The following is a 22,525-nucleotide window of genomic DNA, read 5'->3' on the forward strand; positions in this document are numbered from 1 at the left end:
GCAGCGCGATTATTTCCGAATATGGCATCATATTTTCCCAAATTACGGATTGGTTCTTTTCGAAGACCGATCGGCAGGTTTTCCCAAATAAATCGAAAGAGATTAAAATACGGGGGGTTAACTTACCGCACACTCAACTCTTATCGTATTTCAATAGGCCCGAGCAAAGAGGACGCGCCGTGCCGACGGGCGGCCGGTAATCATATCCGTTCCCGGAGTCAAACTCTCGGCGTCGGCTTCCGAGGGGATGCAGCGGATGGTCGCCTTCGTCTCTTCTTTGATACGGAGCTCTGTTTCCGTACTCCCATCCCAAGGGGCGAGAATGAAACCGCCTTTATCTATTTGTTCTTTGAACTCCTCGTAAGTATCTACCTTCACCGTGTGCTCGTTTCGGTAGTTCAAAGCTTTTCGGTAAATTTGTTTCTGAATGTCATCGAGCAAATCTTTTACTCGTGTTTCGATACCTTCCAGGGAAAGGGTTTCTTTCTCCAGCGTATCGCGACGCATCACTTCGACAGTCCCCTGCTCGAGGTCTCGTCCTCCGACGACCAGACGAACAGGGACTCCTTTCAGCTCATAATCTGCGAACTTGAAACCCGGACGACGATTGTCGTTATTGTCGTATTTCACCGAAACGCCCATGCGGCGAAGGTGGTCGACCATTCCTTCTACCCGCGTATCGATAGCTTTCAACATTTCCGCATTCTTGTAGACGGGCACGACGACCACCTGGATGGGAGCCAGCCGGGGAGGGAGCACCAGCCCGTTGTCGTCGGAATGCGTCATGATAAGGGCTCCCATCAAGCGGGTAGAAACTCCCCACGAGGTAGCCCATACATAATCGAGCCGGTTGTCTCGGTCGAGGAATTGCACGTCGAACGATTTGGCGAAGTTTTGTCCCAGAAAGTGGGATGTCCCGCATTGCAACGCTTTGCCGTCCTGCATCAATCCTTCGATGGTATAGGTATCCAACGCTCCTGCGAAACGTTCGTTGGTCGATTTCACGCCGCGTATTACGGGGACTGCCATGTAATCTTCGGCGAATTCGGCGTAAACGCGCAGGATTTTCTTCGCTTCCGCTTCGGCTTCCTCCTGCGTGGCATGGGCGGTATGTCCTTCCTGCCATAAGAATTCGGAAGTACGGAGGAACAAACGGGTACGCATTTCCCAGCGCATCACATTCGCCCATTGGTTGATCAGGATGGGCAGATCGCGGTACGATTTGATCCAGTTCTTATAGGTGCCCCAGATGATCGTTTCGGATGTCGGCCGGATAATGTACTCTTCCTCGAGTTTCGCCTCCGGATCGACCATCACGCCGGATCCGTCGTCAGCATTCTTCAGTCGATAATGGGTAACGACAGCGCACTCTTTGGCGAAGCCTTCCACGTGTTCGGCCTCCCGTGAGAAGTAGGACTTTGGAATCAGCAAGGGGAAGTAGGCATTGACATGGCCGGTGGCCTTGAACATCTCGTCCAGCTGTCGCTGCATCTTTTCCCATATCGCGTAACCGTAAGGTTTGATAACCATACATCCACGCACGGCTGACTGTTCCGCCAAATCGGCTTTTACGACCAATTCATTATACCATTGCGAATAATTCTCACTCCTTTTGGTAAGTCCTTTTAATTCTACTGCCATTTTACCTTTTGTTTAACGATTCTATTAACAAGCTGCGAAATTACTAAAAAGCGCCTGATACAACCAAACAAGTCATCAAAAATATTACTGATAATAATAATACCACCAGTAAGTCCGGCCGTAATCCCTTCGCATCAAGTTCTGTTCGGCGAGCTCGGAGGGATATTCCGACCGTCGCTTCTCAAAGAATTCGTCCAACTTCTGCCTCAAGGTTAAGTCGTCAATGTGACTCCGATAGCCGGGCAGCTCTCTTTCACAGAGCAGCAAGGCTTCCCGATAGTGCTTCGGAAGCGCTCTTCCTTCGGGATAGACCGTTTGGATCGCCTGGCAGAAATCTATCAATCGTTTTTCCAATAACAATGCACAGAGGTAATACTGTTTTCCGGTTTGGGGAATGCTGTCTATCTTACTGATTCGACTCAGGTAATCCATGTTTTTTTCGCCGGCATCATGTTTTGCTCCGATGCGGCAATACAAGGTGTCGGCATTGAAGCGCAAGAGTTCTTCAGGGGGCGTGTTTGCGTCAAACAACAATCCTGCCGACTTATACGTTTGGGGATACTCGAATAACTTCTCCCCCAACGAGTCGAACGAAGCCATCGCATATGCCCGCAAAACGGTCAACGTTTTCGTCGCCTTCAGCGATTTTTTCCCTACATTCAATGCTTTGGCATACTCGCCATGACGGATAGCATGTTCTACCGCCAATTCATGGTGAAAATACATATCCGTATTTCCAATGAGTACGGGGACCAAACAGCCCACGGCGAATATGCCAGCATTCAAGCTATACATATCGAGTACATTATTCCATTCCTTATTTCTTTCCACCCGTCGAAGAATCAGCGCAAGGCCTACATAGACGACCGACAATAACGGCAAGAGCCATGACCAGTACGGAGCAAAACCTCCTCCCTGAAAAACCGATCGATCCACATCAGTCAGTACGCCTAACAACAAGGCCGGCGGATAATACGACAAAGCTATCCACGGCCCGGAAAGTTTCAGCACCGCATTGATCCCCCAACGCAGAAGCATCAAAAAAAAGGTGATGACAAGCGCACTCCAAAAGATAGAGTAAGCTGTCCGCCCGTGTGAGAGTGAGAAATGCAGGGCTTCTGTCACATTTCCCTGCAAGAAATAGAGATATAGAAAGCTATACAAGGCAAATAACATTCCGCATCCCGTCGAAATGACACGAGTGACCCTGTTGTATACTCCGATATTTCTATGCCGTATTTCCATTTTTTATTTACGATTCTTTTTTAAAACCACTGCGGAACGCGCAGGAACATATAATTTCAGCCAACCTTTCCTCTGATGCTTGTAGAGAGGATCCGGAACGGTGAAATGTCTCACCGTATCGTCGGCAAAGCCAAAGCCTCCGAATGCTCTGGAATCCGTATTCAACACGACGTCGTAATCGCCTTCCGGGACTAAAAAGCCATAGTCGGTGAACGATCTTACCGGGTGAAAGTTGAAGACGAAGATCATTCTCTTCCTTCGGAAAGCCAGGATCTGATCGCTATCGTCGTGCCAAATCTCGATGATCTCCGAACGCTCGAAATTGTCGACTGACGTGAGTAGATGAATCATCGCACTGTCAAAATCGCCCAAGTAATGATAATCCAAGTTCGGATTATCCACCAGATCCCATTGTCGACGAGCATATTTATACGACCATCCATTCCCTTCTCTGGGAAAATCGATCCATTCCGGATGACCGAATTCATTACCCATAAAGTTAAGGTATCCGCCATTCATCGTAGAAGCCGTCAACAATCTGATCATCTTGTGCAAAGCCATTCCCCGGTGAACATTGTAATTCTCATCGCCTATCCGGAAATGCCAATACATATCCGCATCGATTAAACGGAAAATAATCGTCTTATCGCCGACCAAAGCCTGATCGTGACTTTCCGCATACGAAACGGTTCTTTCATCTTTCCTGCGATTCGTAACTTCCCAGAACATACTGCTCGGTTTCCAGTCTTCATCTACCTTTTCTTTAATCAGCTTAATCCAATAGTCGGGAATGTTCATGGCCATCCGGTAATCGAATCCGTAACCACCATTTTCGAACGGCGCAGCCAAGCCTGGCATCCCCGAGACTTCTTCAGCGACGGTTATCGCCTTCGAATTGACCTGATGAATCATTTTATTGGCTAAGGTAAGATAACAGATGGCATTGTCATCCTGCGCTCCATTGTAATAATCGCCATAATTGGTATAAGCCTCTCCCAAGCCGTGGTTATAGTATAACATCGACGTTACGCCGTCAAAGCGAAAACCGTCGAAATGGTATTCATCCATCCAATACTTACAGTTGGACAAGAGGAAATGGAGCACTTCGTTTTTTCCGTAATCGAAGCAGAGCGAATCCCATGCGGGATGTTCGTGCCGATCACCTTGATAAAAGTATTGGTTCGGATCTCCGGCAAAATTTCCGAGACCTTCCAACTCATTCTTTACGGCATGCGAATGAACGATGTCCATGATTACGCCTATTCCCATCAAATGAGCCGTATCGATCAGCCTTTTCAATTCGTCCGGTGTTCCGAAACGAGAAGAGGGTGCGAAGAAATTAGATACGTGATACCCGAAACTTCCGTAATAGGGATGCTCTTGGATTCCCATCAGTTGGATGCAATTATATCCGCCTTTCTTGATGCGGGGAAGCACTTGTTCTCGAAACTCGTTATAGGTACCTACTTTCTCTTCCCGAGTCGCCATGCCAATATGCGCTTCATAAATCATCAAAGGATCCACCGCAGTACGAAAAACATTCCGATGGAATCGATATCCTTGCGACGGATTCCATACCTGTGCACTGAATATCTTCGTATTTTCATCTTGGACGACTCTCTTGGCCCATGCGGGAATACGTTCTCCTTCTCCATCCTTCCAATAGACTTTCAGTTTATACAGATCTCCATGCTTTATGTCAGATTCCTCCAAATACAGTTCCCATATCCCCTGATCTCTTTCGATCTTATCCAGGCGGAACTTCTCTTCTTCTCGCCAACCGTTAAAATCGCCGATCATGAAGATGGAAACAGCACTGGGCGCCCACTCGCGAAAGGCCCATCCTTTCTTCAGTTTTTGCAATCCGAAATAGAGATACCCCGTAGCAAAATCGGCCAACGAGCGTTTCCCCTCCGTCAATTCCCTCTCTTTATCCAATGCATGCCGATGGCGTCCTTCTATTGCCACCGTATACGGTTCAAGCCAAGGGTCGTTCGCAATCATATTCAATCGAGAGGACGTTTTTTCCATATCCAATTATTTTAAATTCCAACTTTTATCAATCCTCGAAATCATCCAAGGTATAATCGAAGAAATCATTCAGCCGTTTCATTTGTTTGAAAATAGCAGCCGATTTTTCCACAAAGTCGCAACTTGTAAAGAATTTGTCGGGAAGCGCACCATAAAACGCATAATCTTTCGGCTTTAAATAATTCATAAAGGGAAAATCTTGGGGGAATCCCTTCGGAGCGGAAGTTAATCTGCTTCCTCCAATAACAGGGAAATAGCGTTTGAATGCCGGATCTTCTACAATGGCGCGGAACTCGTCGATATTGTCGTAGACCGATTCTCGAATCGCTTTCAACAACTTCGGTTCCGGGCACCAGACACCGCCGGCAAGCCCGCTTTCTTCCGGTTGCAAATGAATGTAATATCCGCAATGCAGGGCTTTCTTCCCCCGCGCATTGATAAACCCGCCAAAATGTATTTTATAAGGAGTTTTGTCTTGTGTAAAACGTAAATCCCGATAGATGCGATAGATACAACTCTTCGCCTGTACATGAACTACAGTCGGATCGAATACTGAAATGCGAGCGATGACGGCGGTTAACAATTCTTCAAATTCGGCTTCAGCCCTATCGTAATCAGCCCGATGCGAGTTAAACCATTCCCTATTATTGTTTGCCGCCAGCTTCTTCAGAAAATCGTAAATAAAAGAGGTATTCATCCTATTACTTTTCACGCAATTTGAACAAAGGTACAACAAATAATTCTAAAACACCTCATCCCAAGGGAAAAAGACGAGCTCCCTCATTTTTGCGAAGCCTGCAATACGCCGAAACGATAAACGCCTTTCCGAATGATCTCCCCGTTCTTATCGGTTTCGACGAATGCTCCGTCTTTTCGCCCTTGTTTGAACGTTCCTTTGTAGCGATTCCCGTCTTTGTCGACAGATACTCCTTCGCCGTCTTGTTTTCCTTTATGAAAATGCCCCGTATAGGTATTCCCGTTCTTCTTTTCGCGAAGCACACCATTCCCTTCGGCCATATTATCTTTCCATTCGCCTTCGTATTCATCACCGTTGGCCCATACGTAACGGCCCTTTCCATTGCGTTGGTTTTGTGTCCATTGACCCTCGTAAAACGCACCGCTGGTCCAGGTAAAGGTTCCCTGTCCATTTTGTTCGCCATTTTTAAACTCGCCGACATACTTGTCCCCGTTCTTGTAATAATAAATTCCTTTTCCGGTACGTTCTCCATTGATATAATTTCCTTCATAGCGGTCGCCCGTGCTGAAATAATAGATGCCTTGTCCTTCTTGAACGTCATTGTTCCAGTCGCCCACATATTTATCTCCATTTACATAATAGAACGTGCCTTTTCCGCAGCGTATATCGTTGACCCAATCACCCTCATACGACGACTTATCCGGCCAGTTCATCGTTCCTTTTCCGTTCTTCTTATCGTTCAACCAGGCACCCACATACTTCGCACCGGCTTTCCACCGGTAGGTACCCGTACCGCTCCGCTGATCTTTTACCCATTCGCCTTCATACACATCCCCGTTATAATAGTACATGATGCCTTCTCCCTGTTGATAGTCAGCTTCCCACATACCTTCATACCGATTATTATTTTTGAAATAAAATGTTCCCTTACCATGTTGTTGATCCTGAAACCATTGTCCGACATATTTCTCTCCATCGCAGAAGAGATATGTTCCTTCTCCTTCCCGTCTTCCTTTTACATACTCTCCTTCGTATACATCCCCGCTTTTGAAAACGGTTTTACCTTTACCGTTCGGCTTTTTGCCCTTCAGTTCACCGGTATATTCACTGCCGTCGGGGAATTTATAATTTCCTATTTTTATCTGGGCATTCGCTTCAACCGTCAGTCCCACCAGCAATATTATGATATAGAAGAATACGTGTTTCATTATATATATATCTACGAAGCTATGATGTCACAAAGCAGTTGCTTTTTCGTTTGTCAAATATAGCTATAAGCCCTATAAATAGCAATCTCTTATTACAATTTTTCACCTGCGACGACTTCAATTAAGTTTTCTTTACACAAATAAGTCTGCGCTAAACGCAAGATGTCGTATCTATCGACAGAATGGATTTCTTCTATCATCCGCCGATAATAATCGGCATCCAATCCGTTCGTTTCGACATAGATCCATGCATCCGTCGACGAAAACGGCCCTTCGAACGACCGAGAAAAATCGCCTAACATATAGTTTTTCACGATCTCCAATTCTTTCTGTCCGACGTTCATTTCGCAAAGCCGATCGATTTCTCTCCCGACTTCGCGAAGGATGGCAGGAACATGTTCGTTAGCGGCTTCCGTCGAGATGAGAAAGACAGATTCATCGGAAACGGGAGAAAGGATGGCCTCGATGCCGTAGGTATATCCTTTCTTCTCCCGAATGTTTTTCATCAAGCGACTGCCGAAATAACCTCCGAGTAAAACGACGAGCACTCGAAACTTAGCGTAATCCGAATGACGGCAAGGGATGGTCAGAAAACCCATCTTCAAAGCACTCTGTACCGCCTCTTTCCGTTCAATGAAGCAATGTTTCCCCCTCGCTGTTTCTATCGGATATGCGGGTGCGACGAATTTCAGGGAACGCTCTCCCCAAGATTCGTTCCCTACATATTCCTCTATGCAAGACACGATCTGGGGCGTAACACGGCCCGAAACATACAAGGTACAGTTGTCGGAATGATAATGCTTCTGGTAGTAATCTTTCAACAGATCGACATCAATACGATCAAAATCCTCCAATTCGGCATTGTATCCCAGCGGATGTCTGTCGCCGAAAAGCATGCGATTTATGTTTTTCTGACTAATCGTGCTCACCTTTTCCTCCATGATTCTGAAGTATTGCTTATTGGTTTCGATCACCGTCCGCAGCTCCCTTTCCGGAAAGGTGGGATGTCGGAGAAAATCGGCGACGATCGCCAAGCTCTGTGGAAAATACTTATTCAGCGCATAGAGGGTAACGTATTCGTGCTTCAACGATACGGACAGTTCTACGGAGGCGCCGTAATAGTCTAACTTCTCTGCGATGGCAGACGGAGCGTAATGCAGGGAGCCTTCGCGCAGCATGCGATTCGCAAGCAAGGCCACAAAAGGTTGCAATACCGACATGCGCCCTCCTCGGACCACCACATCGAGGCGCACGACCTCTTCCGTTCCGGCCTCGATTATCCGAAGCGGCATCCCGTTCCTCAGCACCCGTTCTTCGGGAAAAGGGATGTCGAATGTAGCTATAGGCCGAACTTTCGGCGGAGTGATACGATCCAAGACCATGATTATCGGTTTTTGAGAAACTCTTCGGCTCGTTGCAAATCCGCCGGCGTATCGATACCGATCGTCTCTACGTCGGTCACGCCGACTTTTATCCGGAAGCCATTCTCCAACCAGCGTAGCTGTTCCAACGATTCCGCCAGTTCCAGGGATGATTGCGGTAAAGACGTAATCGCCCGCAATACGTCCGCCCGATAGGCATAGAGTCCGATATGTTTATAGTAGCAATGACTGCCGATCCAGTCCTTCTTCTCCCGATTTCGTTGAAAAGGAATGACGGAACGACTGAAGTACAAGGCATAGTTGTCCTTGTCGACGACCACTTTCGGTGAATTTATATTCTCCAACGCCTCCATTCCCATGGAGGAAGTAAAAGGTTTCACCAAGGTAGCGATCTGGGTGGAAGGTTCCTCGAAACAAGTTTTTATCGTTTCAAGCTGGGAACGTTGAATAAAAGGTTCGTCTCCCTGCACATTCACGATGATATCGTATCCCGAGCCTACTTTCGCAAAGGCTTCGTAACAGCGGTCGGTCCCGCTCTTATGATGCACCGAGGTCATCACCGCTTTTCCCCCGAAGGCTTTCACCTGGGCTTCGATCCGTTCGTCGTCAGTAGCTACCCAAGCCTCGTCGAGCGCGCCGATCACCTGTTCGTAAACCCGCTGTATCACGGTTTTTCCGCCCAAAAGTGCCAAAGGCTTGGCAGGGAAACGGGTAGAAGCATACCTGGCCGGTATAATTCCGATAAATTTCATATACTGTTCTTTTTCGAAAGAACAAAATTATAAAAACATTTCGATCCTGTAAAAGAATCGACCGATTTATCGTATATTTGTGACATCATCTTCAAGAAACGGAGCCATGGATACACATCGTTGTTTGCTTTGCATGGGATCGAACTCAGACGGCGACTTGCACCTCCGACATGCACGCGAGGCGTTGACGGATGCTTTCCCCGGCATACACTTCGGTATGCTGATGATCACCGATGCCGTCGGTTCGACGTATCGCTCGCCTTTCTACAATCAACTCGCCGTATTTTCTACCGACCTTCCTCCGGAATACATTCATCGGCGATGCAAGAAAATCGAAAGGGAGGAAGGGCGAAGCAGGGAAGACAAACGAACGGGGATCGTGAAATTAGACATCGACCTGCTGAAATACGACCGTCGGATCCTGAAAAAAGAAGATATGAAACGAGATTACATCCTCGAGGGGATAAAAGGCATGTAAAAATGCCCTGCATTGCCTATTTTAAGAAAAAAGACGCTCCCCCTTGGAAATATTAAACGGAATTTGCCAAATTTGCAACACCCCCAAAAGAACGAAAACAGTTTCAAATAGATATCATGACGCAACAAGTACCCAAACAGAAATCCAGAGAACTCGAGGCAAAGAAGCAAGTCGATTTGCTTTTTCAGACGGTCACTTCGTACAGCAAAAGTCAGGAATTCATGTCGTTGCTGCAATTCTGCGCCGAGCAGCGGCACCTCTCTCCTTACAATGCGATGCTGGTGCAAATGCAGCGTCCCCAGGCCACTTACGTGCTGAGCGCCGAGGAGTGGAAACGGAAATACAACCGGGTTATCAAGCCTCATGCTCACCCCCTGATCATTCTCGTCCCGTTCGGGCCGGTCGATTTCGTGTTCGATATCGACGATACGGAACCTGTAGAAAAGATTTTCCCCGACGATCCGGACGCTTTGAAGCGGTTGATCAGAAAGACGGACGAGGAGCAACAACCCGCATGCGCCCATAAACTGCACAGACTGATTACGAACCTCGCCCTCCATGGCGTGGCTTTCGAATCGAACCTTTTAGGGGGCGACGAACTCGGTGCGCAAATCGAACTGACCAAACAGAAAAAGAATATCTGTACGACCTTAGGGAAGAAATCAAGCCTGCGCTGGGACAGCTATTTCCTCTTAAGCGTCAACAATCGGCAAGGAGAATGCCGCCTCTTCGCCGCCATCTGTCAGGAACTCTCGCACCTGTTCTGCCACCACATACCGGGCTACGGATGGTGGACTCCCCGAAACAGCACGCTCGACCTCGATGCGATCACTTTCGAAGCTCGCACCGTCACGTGGTTGGTGTGCGAACGGCAAGGCGTCGAAAACCCTGTAGCCGAATCGTTGGAGACCTACCTCCGACATCACACACGGATTCCGCCCGTCAGTCTGGACTTCATTCTTCAAGCGGCCAACGAGATCGAGAAGATGCTCAAACCGATGAATTACCAAAAAGGCTTGCTCTACAGGAAGGACGAGAAGTTCCGCGATACCGTCCGCCGGGAAAAAGAACGGCGGCAAGAGGAATTGGAAACGACCGCCGCGGCGACCGAAACAAATTACAGGCAGGGCGAACTGTTCTGACCTCGGCAAGAGGGAACGAAAGATGAAACCATTCCGCCGGACTGCGACACTAAAACCGAAGTTTAGTTCCCGCCGAGCGGATCGGCAACGCCTAAAACGGATTTTAGTTCCCGCCGAGCGGATCGGCAACGCCTAAAACGGATTTTAGCTCCCGCCGAGCGGATCGGCAACGCCTAAAACGGATTTTAGCTCCCGCCGAGCGGATCGACAGCGCCTAAAATGGATTTTAGCTCCTGCTGAGTGGATCGGCAACGCCTAAAACGGATTTTAGCCCCTGCTGAGCGGATCGGCAACGCCTAAAACAGATTTTAGCTTCCGCCGAGCGAATCAACAACGCCTAAAACGGATTTTAGCTCCCGCCGAGCGGATCAACAACGCTAAACTCGAAGTTTTTGCTTGCGCCGCAGGTTGCGACAATGTAAAAAACGATGCTCCGTACGGAAAACTATTTCCACAGATCTAATTTCTTTTTTCTGGCTTCGTCGAGAGAGACGATTCGAACAGGCTTCCGTTCGTTCGTTCGGCGAAGCTCGGCATATTCGGCATTCAATTTTGCGACAAAGTCGGGTTTCTGTTTCGGATTCAACAACTGCTGTGCGATCAAGGCATTTTGCGAAGCGTCCTTCACGTATACCACCGCCCCGCCGTAAAGCGGTGCGATTTTCAAGGCCGTGTGGAGTTTGGAGGTGGTGGCACCGCCGATCATGATCGGTATGTCGAGACCGGCCTTCTGGAGTTCGGCCGCCACGTGAGCCATTTCTTCCAACGAAGGGGTGATCAGTCCGCTCAGGCCGATGAGATCGACCTTCAGTTCCTTCGCCCGCTGCACGATGGTTTCGGCCGGAACCATCACGCCGAGGTCGACGATTTCGTAATTGTTGCAGGCCATTACCACCGCCACGATGTTCTTCCCGATGTCGTGCACATCACCCTTAACGGTGGCCAACAAGACTTTCCCGTTACGCTTCGCCCCTCCTCGTCTGTCCGATTCGATGAGCGGTTGCAGCACGGCCACAGCCTTCTTCATGGTCCTCGCCGTCTTGACTACCTGAGGCAGGAACATCTTCCCATCTCCGAAAAGAATTCCCACCGTATTCATGCCGTCCATCAACGGCCCTTCGATGATGTCGACGGCCTTCGCATATCGCTTCACGGCTTCAGCCAGATCCTCTTCCAAATAATCGCCGATGCCTTTTATCAATGCATACTGCAGACGTTTATCCACTTCCTCTGCCCGCCATGCCTCTTTCGAAGGCTGTTCCGAACGCACATCGGTCGACTCACCCTTGAGCCGTTCTGCCAGTTCGATCAGCCGTTCGGCCGCATCGGGCCGGCGATTCAAGATGACATCTTCTATCCGCTCGAGCACCTCCGCCGGTAGCTCCTCGTACATCACCGATGCGGCGGGATTTAGAATGGCCATATCCATCCCTTTCCGTACGGCATGGTACAGGAACACGGCGTGCATGGCCTCGCGGATGTAATTGTTCCCGCGAAACGCAAACGAGAGATTGCTGACGCCCCCACTCACATGAGCTCCCGGCAGGTTTTTCCGGATCCATTCGGTAGCCCGTATGAAGTCGACCGCATAAGCATCGTGCTCTTCCATGCCCGTTGCGACCGAAAGGATGTTGGGATCGAAAATAATATCGTGAGGGTCGAAACGCACCTGCTCCGTCAAGATCCGATAGGCTCGTGCACAAACTTCTATTTTCCGCTCGTACCGGGCAGCCTGCCCCCGTTCGTCGAAGGCCATCACGACGACGGCCGCCCCCAAACGTTTGATCATCCGGGCATGCTCGACGAACAATTTTTCGCCTTCTTTCAAAGAGATGGAATTGACGATAGATTTTCCCTGCAAGCACTTCAAGCCCGCCTCGATGACCTCCCATTTCGAGGAGTCGAGCATGATCGGAACTTTGGCGATCTCGGGTTCCGACATGATCAGATGGAGGAAATGGGCCATCTCTTCGGGAGCATCGAGCAAGCCCTCGTCCATGTTAATGTCGATGACCAAAGCGCCGTCATCCACCTGTTTGCGGGCAATGCTCAGAGCTTCCTCGTAGTTCTTCTCCCTGATCAGACGAAGGAATCTGCGCGAGCCGGCCACATTGCAACGCTCGCCGACATTGATGAACCCGATCTCCCGGTTCTGCTCCAGCAATTCAAGTCCCGACAGGCGCAGAGCGTCGGGTTTGGGAACGGGAACATGCGGCTCGGCCTGTTCCACCAGCGGTACGTAGCAGGCGATAAACTTCTCGGTCGTACCGCAGCATCCGCCCACGATATTGACCAGCCGTTCGTCCAAGAACTCTTTTATTTCCCGAGCCATCTGCTCGGGAGTTTCGTCGTACCGGCCAAGACTGTTCGGAAGCCCGGCATTCGGATACACACTGATATAATAAGGCGCCTTTTCGGCCAGCTGTGCGAGGAAAGGTTTCAGCTGTTTGGCGCCGAACGAACAATTCAAACCTACGGAGAACAAATCCGCATGCATGACGGCAGCCAGAAACGCATCCAACGTCTGGCCGGAAAGAGTTCTTCCGCCCGTATCGGAGACCGTCAGAGAAAGCATCAGCGGCACCTTGCGCCCGACAGCTTCCATCGAATCTTCCGCTGCAAAAATAGCAGCCTTCGCATTCAGCGTATCGAAAACGGTTTCGATCAGCAACGCGTCTACGCCCCCTTCCAAGAGCGCCTCTATCTGTTCTCGATAGGCGGAGACCGCCTCGTCGTAGGTAAGCGATCGGAAAGCCGGATTGTTCACGTCGGGACTCATCGAACAAGTCTTGTTCGTCGGCCCGACAGCGCCTGCGACAAATCGCGGTTTCTCATTCGTAGCGAACGCATCGGCCGCTTCCCGCGCCAAGTGCGCAGCAGCCAAATTGATTTCCCGAACCAAATGTTCCGTATGGTAATCCGCCATCGAAATCCGTTGCGCATTGAAGGAATTCGTCTCGATAATATCCGCTCCCGCCGTCAAATACTTGCGATGAATATCCCGGATGATGTCAGGACGGGTCAGGCACAACAAATCGTTGTGTCCTTTCATCAATCCTGGCAGCTTTCGAAAGCGTTCCCCGCGAAAATCCTGTTCCGACAGCTCGTATTGTTGAATCATCGTCCCCATGGCTCCGTCGAGAATAAGCACTTGCCTTTCAACCGAATCTTGCAGCGTAGCCATCGTCAATGCTTGAACATCCTCGCTATCTCCCGTTTATCGTCCTGTTCTCTGAGGGCTTGCCGCTTATCGTATTCTTTCTTTCCCTTCGCCAAGGCAATGATCATTTTAGCCAACCCTTTCTCATTGATAAACATTCGTACGGGAACAATGGTGTATCCCGGATGCTGATCCGCTTCTTTCAATTTGCGGAGTTCTTTCTTCGTCAATAATAACTTCCTGTCTCGACGAGCAGCATGATTATTGTACGAGCCGTAGAAATATTCGGCGATATGCATATTCTTCACCCATAACTCTCCGTTGACGAAATAACAATACGTATCCACCAGACTCGCCTTGCCGAGCCGAATCGATTTGATTTCAGTACCGGTAAGCACGATTCCCGCCGTATAGATATCGATAAACTCGTAATCGAACGACGCTTTCTTGTTCTTTATATTAATATCTTGCGATTTCATCAATTTAAAATGACCGACAACTTATCGAACAGGAAAGAAATGACAATGGGACAGCAGATAATCGTAAACGAAACGGCTAAGGAATATACCGTAATTTTCGAATCCTCCACCCTGAGCAACACGCGCGCTCCAACATACGCTACATAAACCGTATAAAACATCAAGATCCAATACAGGATGGAAATATTTAACAACCCGCTGACAAAAAGCAAAATAAATACGACTACCATCGAATACCCCACATAACATTGCGACAATGCCGGACTTTCTTCCCTGCACAGGATCTTTTTATTGAGGAGCTGAACGATGTAAGCCGCTAAAAAGAAACCGGCGAACAAAGAAATGAATACGCCGCCGCATTTCATCAAGGCGATCTGGAAAACCAGCGGCCCGGACGTATTGCCGAAAAAAGTACCGATAAAGACGGAAAGTCCGCACAACCCGATAAGCGGATAGACAAAACTCACCGAAACATCTCGATAAGCATGCTCTTTATAAATCTCGATCCACGCTTTTTCCGGATCCGAAATCAATAGCCCTATCCTTTTAAATAAGTCCTTATAATTCAATTTCGTATTCTATTTATAGCTTTTCTCTTACGGTTGCAAACTTACTCAAAAATACGACTCGAGCGAAAATTTATGTCACATTTAAATACGTTGATAAAAAAGTTTTTATTTTTGTAGCATCGGTTTCGTAGAGACATCAGACATACGGTGCTTGAACTGTATATCACACCGACCGTCAACATTAACTTTATAAACGTACTATATGATAAACAGAATTACGAAACATCCCATCCTTCAGGTCCCAGATAAAGCGGAATGCGCCTTCCTATATAAAGGCATGCAGGTAAAAGGCATCGAAGGACAAACCATTGCCGCCGCTTTGCATCAGGCAGGGTTTCCCGTCCATAGCCATAGCGTTCAAGGCCGCCATCGCACCATGAATTGCGGTATCGGCAAATGCGGCGCTTGCCAAATGCTGGTGGATGGGGAAGTAAAACGGATTTGCATCACAAAGGTGGACGGCGTAAAAATGGTGGAAGAAATCGATCCGAAAGCGTACGACGCCACGAAGACTCCCCAGAAACCGCAAGAAGCCCCCAAGGTTTACATGACCGATGTGGCCATCATCGGCGCCGGTCCGGCCGGATTAGCCTGTCGCGAGACATTGAAAGAATTGGGTATCAGCTCCATCGTCGTTGACAGCAACGAGAAAATCGGCGGACAATTTGTCATGCAAACGCATGCTTTCTTCTTTTTCGAACAAGAAAAACGTTTCGGCGACATGCGGGGATTCGATATTGCAGAAAACTTGGCAGGAGATGGTCTGGAAGGTATTTTACTGCATTCCACCGTATGCGATATTCTGCAAGACCGACGCTTGATGATAAAGGATACGCTCTCGGACGAAACATGCTATGTCGACGCCCAAGCTTTAGTCGTAGCAACCGGCGCCGTTCCTTTCCTGCCGACTTTCGAGAACGACGATATTCCCGGCGTATATACCGCCGCTGTGGTCCAGAAAATGATGAATGCAGAGTTCACATTATTAGGAAAAAATGTCCTTACCGTCGGCGCCGGAAATATCGGTTACCTGACTTCCTATCAGCTGATACAGGCCGGAGCTCGTGTCAAAGCAATCATAGAAGGGATGGATCGCGAAGGAGGTTTCCCGGTACAGGCCAATCGCATCCGTCGTTTAGGCATTCCGATCTACACGTCGCATATCTTGCTGAAAGCCATTCCCAATGCCGACGAAACAGGCATCATCGGCGCAGTCGTGGCCGAATGCAAGCATTTCAAGCCGATACCCGGCACGGAAAAGGTCATCGACGACATCGACGTCATCAATATCTGTACGGGACTTATTCCCGACAACCAATTGTTAAGCAAGGGGGAATTAGCCTTCGGCAAGCGTTGTCTGGGAGCCGGCGACGCCGTTCGCATCGGTGAAGGCACCAGTGCAGTGCTTCGCGGCAAACAGGCGGCTTACGAAATCGCACAGGAACTCGACAAACGCTACGACTACTCAACCTACCTGCAAATCTCAAAACAATATATCGATTCGCAGCAACGTCCCGTACGTCTAAAAGAAGAGGCCGATCGCCCCACGCCCGAACGCCAAGACAAGCAACCTTTCGTCCGTTTAGACTGCCTCTACGGATTTGCTTGTAATCCCTGTTCCTTCGCTTGTCCGCACGGAGCGATCACCAAGAATTCCACCTCCGTTACTCCCTCTATCGACTACGACAAATGTATCGGTTGCATGCAGTGCATCTCTCAATGCCCCGGGTTAGCTATTTTCGGCTACGACACACAAAAAAACGTACTCTATTTACCCGTCGAATACGAAATCAATCCGAACACCGAAGTCTATTTGGTCGACAATCTGGGACAGCGCATCGGCGAAGGCACGATCGAAAAAATCTTGAAGAAACCGACAAAGACAAATGTGGCTCGCGTGAAAGCGACGAACATCGATACCGACACATTATTAAAAGTAACGGGCTTCATTGCTAAGGCGCATTATCCGGATCCTGTTGTCTTCAAACCGGTGATAGCATGTCGTTCAAAAACGTACGTATGCCATTGCGAAGATGTATCGCTCGAAACGCTGTTAGAAGCGATCGGCGAACGTAAATACATATCCATCGATGAGATCAAACACATTACCCGATTGGGAATGGGCCCCTGTCGGGGAAAACGTTGCATCCCTCGTCTGCGAGGAAAGCTGCGCGAATACGGTATCGAATTAGTGGGCGACGCCACTCCGAGAGCTCCCTTATCCAACCGTTATACCTTAGGCGAAGTTTATCCCAATCGCGAATTGGCTGATCGCTACATCGTGAACAATAAAGAAATCCGCTACGTCGAAATACTCATTGCCGGCGGAGGCATCGGAGGCAGTTCGCTGTTCCGCTATTTCTGCGAAGCGAATAAGCAAACGGTACTCATCAATGCCGATCGCGGTTCTTCATGGCGTTGCATCGCCGGCGGACGACCAGCCTTCTCCGTTCCCGAATTAGCCGATATCGCCAAGCACAATCAACGAATCTTCGAAAAGAGTCAACGGGAATACGATATCAATTATCGTGAAATACGCTATATCTCTTTCGCCCATGACGACGCCACCTATCGGTCGTTGGAAAATAGCTGCGCATGGTCTAACGCTTATTTGATCGATAAAAAGGATTTTGTCAAAGAGATTTCTCCATATCTGAACCCGAATCAGAATACGTATTTCGCAGCACAAATCAGCCAGCATTGTTGGCAGGCTTCTCCCGGACGCACGATCGATTTCTTGCGCAACAAAGGTACGACCCGAGGCGGTACGCTGTTGGAAGATACGTCTCTGATCGAAGTACATCGAGACGGTGGGAAATACCGTGCATTGGTTTACACGCACGATCATCGGTATGTGGAATATATCTGCGATCACTTCGTCAATGCTTTGGGATACAATGCCGAGAAATTCTGTCAGATGTTAGGATACGATACAGGGGTTTATCCGGTTAAGCACCAGGCTTTCATCACTTCCCGACTTCCGATGTTAGGTAAAGACGGCGATGTCCTCGACATGCTCATCGATCGCCAGCATCGTAACGACTTTACCGCCGTTTACGGTCAACAATTAGCCCACACGGGACAAATCATCGCTTGCGCTTCTCCTGCTGTCGATGCGAAAGCGAGCATAGAAAACTATGACCAGATGAAATTCAATACGCGCGAATTCCTACATATAGTCAGCGAAGTATTCTGCAATTGGATTCCTTCTTTATCTGCCGTCCCGTTGCAGGCATGTTGGGCCGGTACTTATCTGGAACCGCATTACATTATCGATCCGGAACACGGTCTCTTCGTGGGGTTGCAAGGACATGGGTTCATGCTTTCACAATATCTCGCAAAATTATATGTGGACAAAGCTTGTGGAAAAGCCGTTCCCGAATACATGAACCGACTTGTCCTCGGCGGCAAAGGGATCAGTGAGAACGCATTCAAATAACTGCGAGAAGACGCAGCCTATAAAGACTGAAAAAACAGAGAGAAGGATGCGGAATTTGATACACCCTCCTCTTTTTCCTTCAAATCCATGCAACTTACCTGAAAAGCGAATGGAATTTAGCAGTCTTAGACTGGAGTTTGACGTTCGAATCTCCGTATTCGGAAACTTTCATCGAAACGGTGACGCAAATAGAATCATGACTCGGTTGAAGTTGGCTTAGATCCAATAACCCATTCGTCGCCATAGACCGTAAATCATAGCAGTTCAGTATGGGACCCGAAGAACGCGACGTTCCTTCTTTCTTAAGCAAAAGGTCGAGGTAAATAGTATCGTTACTGATACGGTCGGGAATCATCGCCACTTTCCCGACCTTATCGGCCGTATAACCGTAGCCCACATTTAAATAATAATCCCGAACGACATTTACCGCCGGGAACTGGAAAAATCCCACATTGTAATTCACAAACCCGCTGAAAGCATTCGTATAATCGGCAATCGTATCCTTTCTGTTCGATATTTCCGACATTTTAAGCACTCCGCTGTTAGCAGTCAACGCGATCTTTATCTGAGTAGCTTTTACATCCTGTCCCTCAGGAATCGTATAATAGATCAACGCTCGCTTAGCGGCATCGAATGTGGATGTTGCGTTAGTAGGTATCAGAACCTGCTTCGGACTTTCGTCAGGAATAAACATTACGCCCATCATCCCATGCTCGACCGTTACCAGACTTACGTATTCTGATGGACTGTTATCGCTTTTCAGACAGGAAGTAAATACGAATGCAGCAGCCAACACCGCAGTAAACATTAAAAAATTCATCTTTCTCATGATTATTGATATTTAATTGATTTCTTTTTGTAAATATTTCTATGCATTACGTTGAATAAATGTGAAGTTAACCGAAATACTGCATCGGATAATTATAATTAACACATTTAAACATTCCGTCTCCTCATTTTATTAAAAGATGATTGTGCAACATAGCGGTTTCGTCGCTCGCCATACTTTACTGCCTTATTATCGCGGGGATTGAAACTTCACTTCGTTCGTCAATGCGTGTCCGTTCTTATAATCGCAAATGTTCTGTAAAGTTGTAGTTGCGATGTTGGTCAACGCCTCTTTCGTGAAGAACGCCTGATGGGAAGTCAGGATCACATTGTGGAACGAAAGCAGACGGGCCAGCGTATCGTCGTCCATCACATAATCCGACCGATCTTCATAAAAGTACTTAGCCTCTTCCTCGTAAACATCCAGTCCCGCACTGCTTACTTTCTTCGATTTCAAGCCCTCTATCAGAGCCTCCGTCTGAATCAGTTTTCCGCGACCGGTGTTGATAATCATCACTCCGTCCTTCATCTTGCCGATCGCTTCTTCGTCGATGATATGGCGGGTCTGATCGGTCAGCGGACAATGCAAGGAGATGATGTCCGAATCCCGATAAAGCTCGTCTAAAGAGACATATTTTATCTGATGTGCTTCCGCAAACTCCAGATCCGGGTAAGCATCGTAAGCAATCACGTTCATGCCGAAGCCGCGAACGATGCGAATCAATATCTTAGCGATACGGCCGGTACCGATAATGCCGACCGTTTTCCCGTACATATCGAATCCCATCAATCCGTGCAAAGCGAAGTTTCCGTCTTTGGTACGCCACGTCGCACGCGGCACATGCCGATTGAGCGACAGCATCAAAGCCATCGTATATTCGGCGACGGCATACGGCGAATAGGCGGGAACCCTCACCACCCGGAGCTTTCCATCCGCCGCTTTGAGGTCGACATTATTGTAACCGGCACAACGAAGAGCCAATAATTTCACTCCGTTGGCAACCAGAGCGTCAATCACTTCGGCATTCGCCTCATCGTTCACAAAGATACAAACGACATCCGCACCCTTTGTCAACTCGATATTATTCAGGTGCAGATGCCCCTTGTAATAACGAATATCAAAACCGAAATGCCGATTAGCCTCGTCAAACGATTCCTGATCATAAGGCTTCGCATCGTAAAACGCTACTTTCACATTCATAACTCACGTGTTTTAATTATTTTCTTCAATTCCCTGTAAAGTCGTTGAACCGGAAGCCCCATCACATTGAAATAACTTCCGCGAATCCGCTCCACTCCGATCGATCCGATCCACTCCTGAATGCCATAAGCTCCAGCCTTATCGTAAGGTCGGAAGGTCGTTACATAATAATCGATCTCCTCAGTCGAAAGGTCTGCCATTTTGACATCTGTACGGGCCGTGAAACTACGGAACCGACAAGAGGCTGTCGGTCGCCCCGTTGCTCCCTCATGCCGGTTCCCAGATGCGACCATGGTCAACGTAACGCCGGTATACACTTGATGAGTCTTCCCCGAAAGCTTCCGGAGCATCTGCCGAGCCTCGTCGATATCGCCAGGTTTCCCCATGATTTCACCCTCGAGGACTACTATCGTATCGGCGGTGATCAGCAATTCGCCACGGCGCATCTCGTCCATATATTCAGCTGCCTTTTTCCGAGAGATGTATTCGGCGACCTTCGACGGAGGTAAGGCCTCCGGATAACTTTCTTCAATATCGGGCAATATCTTCACTTCAAAGCGGATGCCCAATCCTGCCAACAGTTCCTTGCGTCGTGGAGAGTTCGAAGCGAGGATAATCTTATATTTGCATTGATTCCACATCGCTTTTTATTACCAACCAAACGCTTTCGCATGCGACATCCATTTACCCTGCGCTTTGAGCACCTGTTCAATGACATCTCGACCGCAACCGTGCCCCCCCGTTTTGTGTGAGATGTACCGCGCTATTTCTTTAATTTCGGGAGCGGCGTCGGCCGGACAGCACGGCAAACCGCAACGCTCCATCACTTCATAATCCGGAATATCGTCTCCCATATAGAGGATCTCTTCGTCTTTCAAGGCGTATTTCTCTTTCAACAATACGTATTCTTTGGTTTTATAAGTCGCTCCCATGAAGATATCTTCTACTCCCAAACCTTTATAACGAAGTCGAACCGCCTCCGAACTTCCTCCGGAAATAATCGCCACAATCAACCCCGATTTTATGGCCAACTGAATGGCATAACCGTCTTTGATATGAATTGTTCTGGCCGGTTGCCCGTAGGCATCCATGCTGATGATTTCGCAACTCAACACCCCGTCCACATCGAATACGACGGCTTTTATCTTGGTCAGATCGTAATGAATCATTTCTACCTTTTAGATATTTGTACCGAGCAAATATAAGCATTTATTTCGCAAGGCGAACGAAATGCGGCCGCTTTTATACCTATCGACCAGGAAATCTCCCTCCATTTTTAGCACAGCTCTCCTCATAGACGAAAGTTTTAAAAAACTTCTCTTCAGAATATCCGTGAGGAGAGGCTCGGTACTACTTTAAAAGTCAAAATCTGATTTCGACATAATGAGGATTATGATCCGATAAGAACGAGCCCTCAACCTCTTGAGGCACACCAGCCTTAATCACATAGACAGAGGGAGTCACAAAAATAAAATCAATTTTCTGACGCTCGCCAGCGGGGATCCTGCCATAATTGTGAAAAGTATAATCGACCCCTTCGACTGTTTCGGCGATTTTATAAGCATCCCTCAACACAAATTCATCGGTGGTAATGGTCCGGTAGGCTTCACTCTCATCCGTCACATTGAAATCGCCGGTCAGGATAGCGGGGCAATCGCCGACAAGCTCCTTGATTTTTCTAATAATAAGCAAAGCGCTCTGCTTACGAGCTTCCGTGCCGACATGATCGAAATGGGTATTCATCGCCATAAACTGTTTACCGGTCGCCTTATCCTGCAACTTGGCCCAGGTGGCGATACGGACACAGGCGGCATCCCAACCTTTCCTTCCTACGCTATCGGGGTACTCCGACAACCAAAAAGTACCGGAATCCAAGAGATCGAATTTGTCCGTACGATAAAATATAGCGGCATATTCGCCTCTCTTTTGACCGTCATCCCGACCAACACCGACACCGGCATAGCCTTCCAAACGGTCTTTTATATCTTCAAATTGGTTATTAAGGACCTCTTGAGCTCCAAACACATCGATCGCATTGTCTTTAATCCACTGACAAGCTCTGTCTCGACGATACGGCCAACCATTGAGACTGTCCATAGGAGTATCCATGCGGATATTGAACGTCGCCCAACGAACAGAAATTTTTTGTTCCCTCTTCGAACAACCCGACAAAGGCAAAGCAAACAACAACAATAACAAAATTTTCTTCATATACAACTACAATTAATGATTCCTATCGGCAAAGATAATACACAATCAAGCATAGACAAAGT

At 48.2% G+C, this 22,525-nt stretch carries 18 protein-coding genes; 3 read left to right on the forward strand and 15 right to left on the reverse strand.

The genetic code is table 11. The annotated features are described in order from the left end of the window. Window positions 1-150: 150 nt before the first annotated feature. The 7 genes from proS to kdsB form a co-directional block, all read right to left on the reverse strand. On the reverse strand, window positions 151-1,641 hold the full coding sequence (gene proS / locus BN102_RS10170) for a proline--tRNA ligase (protein ID WP_019209044.1): 1,491 nt from the start codon (window positions 1,639-1,641) through the stop codon (window positions 151-153). A gap of 84 nt (window positions 1,642-1,725) precedes the next feature. Further along, a complete protein-coding gene (locus BN102_RS10175) occupies window positions 1,726-2,886 on the reverse strand; it encodes a DUF6057 family protein (RefSeq protein WP_036787970.1) in 1,161 nt (386 codons plus the stop codon). A gap of 3 nt (window positions 2,887-2,889) precedes the next feature. After that, window positions 2,890-4,917 (reverse strand): alpha amylase C-terminal domain-containing protein, encoded by a 2,028-nt coding sequence (locus BN102_RS10180; RefSeq protein ID WP_019209046.1) that lies wholly within the window; start codon window positions 4,915-4,917, stop codon window positions 2,890-2,892. Window positions 4,918-4,945: 28 nt separating this feature from the next. Continuing rightward, window positions 4,946-5,614: a DUF2461 domain-containing protein gene (locus BN102_RS10185; RefSeq protein ID WP_019209047.1), complete on the reverse strand. Its 669-nt coding sequence runs from the start codon at window positions 5,612-5,614 to the stop codon at window positions 4,946-4,948. 83 nt (window positions 5,615-5,697) lie between these two features. Further along, a complete protein-coding gene (locus BN102_RS10190) occupies window positions 5,698-6,822 on the reverse strand; it encodes a hypothetical protein (RefSeq protein ID WP_019209048.1) in 1,125 nt (374 codons plus the stop codon). Window positions 6,823-6,914: 92 nt separating this feature from the next. Then, on the reverse strand, window positions 6,915-8,204 hold the full coding sequence (locus tag BN102_RS10195; protein WP_019209049.1) for a M16 family metallopeptidase: 1,290 nt from the start codon (window positions 8,202-8,204) through the stop codon (window positions 6,915-6,917). A gap of 2 nt (window positions 8,205-8,206) precedes the next feature. Then, window positions 8,207-8,956 carry a 3-deoxy-manno-octulosonate cytidylyltransferase gene (gene kdsB / locus BN102_RS10200; protein WP_019209050.1) on the reverse strand — a complete coding sequence of 250 codons (750 nt, stop codon included), beginning with the start codon at window positions 8,954-8,956 and terminating at the stop codon, window positions 8,207-8,209. 106 nt (window positions 8,957-9,062) lie between these two features. On the opposite strand from kdsB, the gene BN102_RS10205 reads away from it, so the two are divergent. Together BN102_RS10205 and BN102_RS10210 are read left to right on the forward strand one after the other, a co-directional pair. After that, window positions 9,063-9,434 (forward strand): 2-amino-4-hydroxy-6-hydroxymethyldihydropteridine diphosphokinase, encoded by a 372-nt coding sequence (locus tag BN102_RS10205; RefSeq protein WP_021311110.1) that lies wholly within the window; start codon window positions 9,063-9,065, stop codon window positions 9,432-9,434. Window positions 9,435-9,550: 116 nt separating this feature from the next. Beyond that, window positions 9,551-10,576 (forward strand): hypothetical protein, encoded by a 1,026-nt coding sequence (locus tag BN102_RS10210; RefSeq protein WP_019209052.1) that lies wholly within the window; start codon window positions 9,551-9,553, stop codon window positions 10,574-10,576. Window positions 10,577-11,021: 445 nt separating this feature from the next. Here the strand turns inward: BN102_RS10210 and metH are convergent, their stop codons facing one another. Genes metH through BN102_RS10225 form a run of 3 tightly spaced genes read right to left on the reverse strand, consistent with a single transcriptional unit; the run spans window position 11,022 to window position 14,784 of the window. After that, window positions 11,022-13,760, reverse strand: a complete 2,739-nt coding sequence (metH, locus tag BN102_RS10215; protein ID WP_019209053.1) for a methionine synthase — start codon at window positions 13,758-13,760, stop codon at window positions 11,022-11,024. A 2-nt stretch (window positions 13,761-13,762) separates the two neighbouring features. After that, a complete protein-coding gene (smpB, locus tag BN102_RS10220) occupies window positions 13,763-14,215 on the reverse strand; it encodes an SsrA-binding protein SmpB (RefSeq protein WP_019209054.1) in 453 nt (150 codons plus the stop codon). Next, complete coding sequence (locus BN102_RS10225; protein ID WP_021311163.1) at window positions 14,215-14,784, reverse strand: YIP1 family protein; 570 nt, start codon at window positions 14,782-14,784, stop codon at window positions 14,215-14,217. The genes smpB and BN102_RS10225 overlap by 1 nt, the downstream gene beginning before the upstream one ends. A gap of 205 nt (window positions 14,785-14,989) precedes the next feature. On the opposite strand from BN102_RS10225, the gene BN102_RS10230 reads away from it, so the two are divergent. After that, window positions 14,990-18,223: an FAD-dependent oxidoreductase gene (locus BN102_RS10230; RefSeq protein WP_035455642.1), complete on the forward strand. Its 3,234-nt coding sequence runs from the start codon at window positions 14,990-14,992 to the stop codon at window positions 18,221-18,223. Window positions 18,224-18,317: 94 nt separating this feature from the next. Here BN102_RS10230 and BN102_RS10235 read toward each other — a convergent pair whose 3' ends face one another. The 5 genes from BN102_RS10235 to BN102_RS10255 form a co-directional block, all read right to left on the reverse strand. After that, window positions 18,318-19,052: a hypothetical protein gene (locus BN102_RS10235; protein ID WP_019209057.1), complete on the reverse strand. Its 735-nt coding sequence runs from the start codon at window positions 19,050-19,052 to the stop codon at window positions 18,318-18,320. A 189-nt stretch (window positions 19,053-19,241) separates the two neighbouring features. Further along, window positions 19,242-20,252, reverse strand: a complete 1,011-nt coding sequence (locus tag BN102_RS10240) for a 2-hydroxyacid dehydrogenase (protein ID WP_019209058.1) — start codon at window positions 20,250-20,252, stop codon at window positions 19,242-19,244. Further along, complete coding sequence (locus BN102_RS10245) at window positions 20,249-20,893, reverse strand: Maf-like protein (RefSeq protein WP_019209059.1); 645 nt, start codon at window positions 20,891-20,893, stop codon at window positions 20,249-20,251. The genes BN102_RS10240 and BN102_RS10245 overlap by 4 nt, the downstream gene beginning before the upstream one ends. A gap of 9 nt (window positions 20,894-20,902) precedes the next feature. Beyond that, entirely contained in the window at window positions 20,903-21,421 is a 519-nt protein-coding gene (locus BN102_RS10250) for a KdsC family phosphatase (RefSeq protein ID WP_019209060.1), read from the reverse strand. A gap of 193 nt (window positions 21,422-21,614) precedes the next feature. Next, on the reverse strand, window positions 21,615-22,463 hold the full coding sequence (locus BN102_RS10255; protein ID WP_019209062.1) for an endonuclease/exonuclease/phosphatase family protein: 849 nt from the start codon (window positions 22,461-22,463) through the stop codon (window positions 21,615-21,617). Between the last annotated feature and the right edge of the window lie 62 nt (window positions 22,464-22,525).

The organism is Phocaeicola abscessus CCUG 55929 (genome assembly GCF_000312445.1).
Taxonomy (GTDB): Bacteria; Bacteroidota; Bacteroidia; order Bacteroidales; family Bacteroidaceae; genus Phocaeicola; species Phocaeicola abscessus.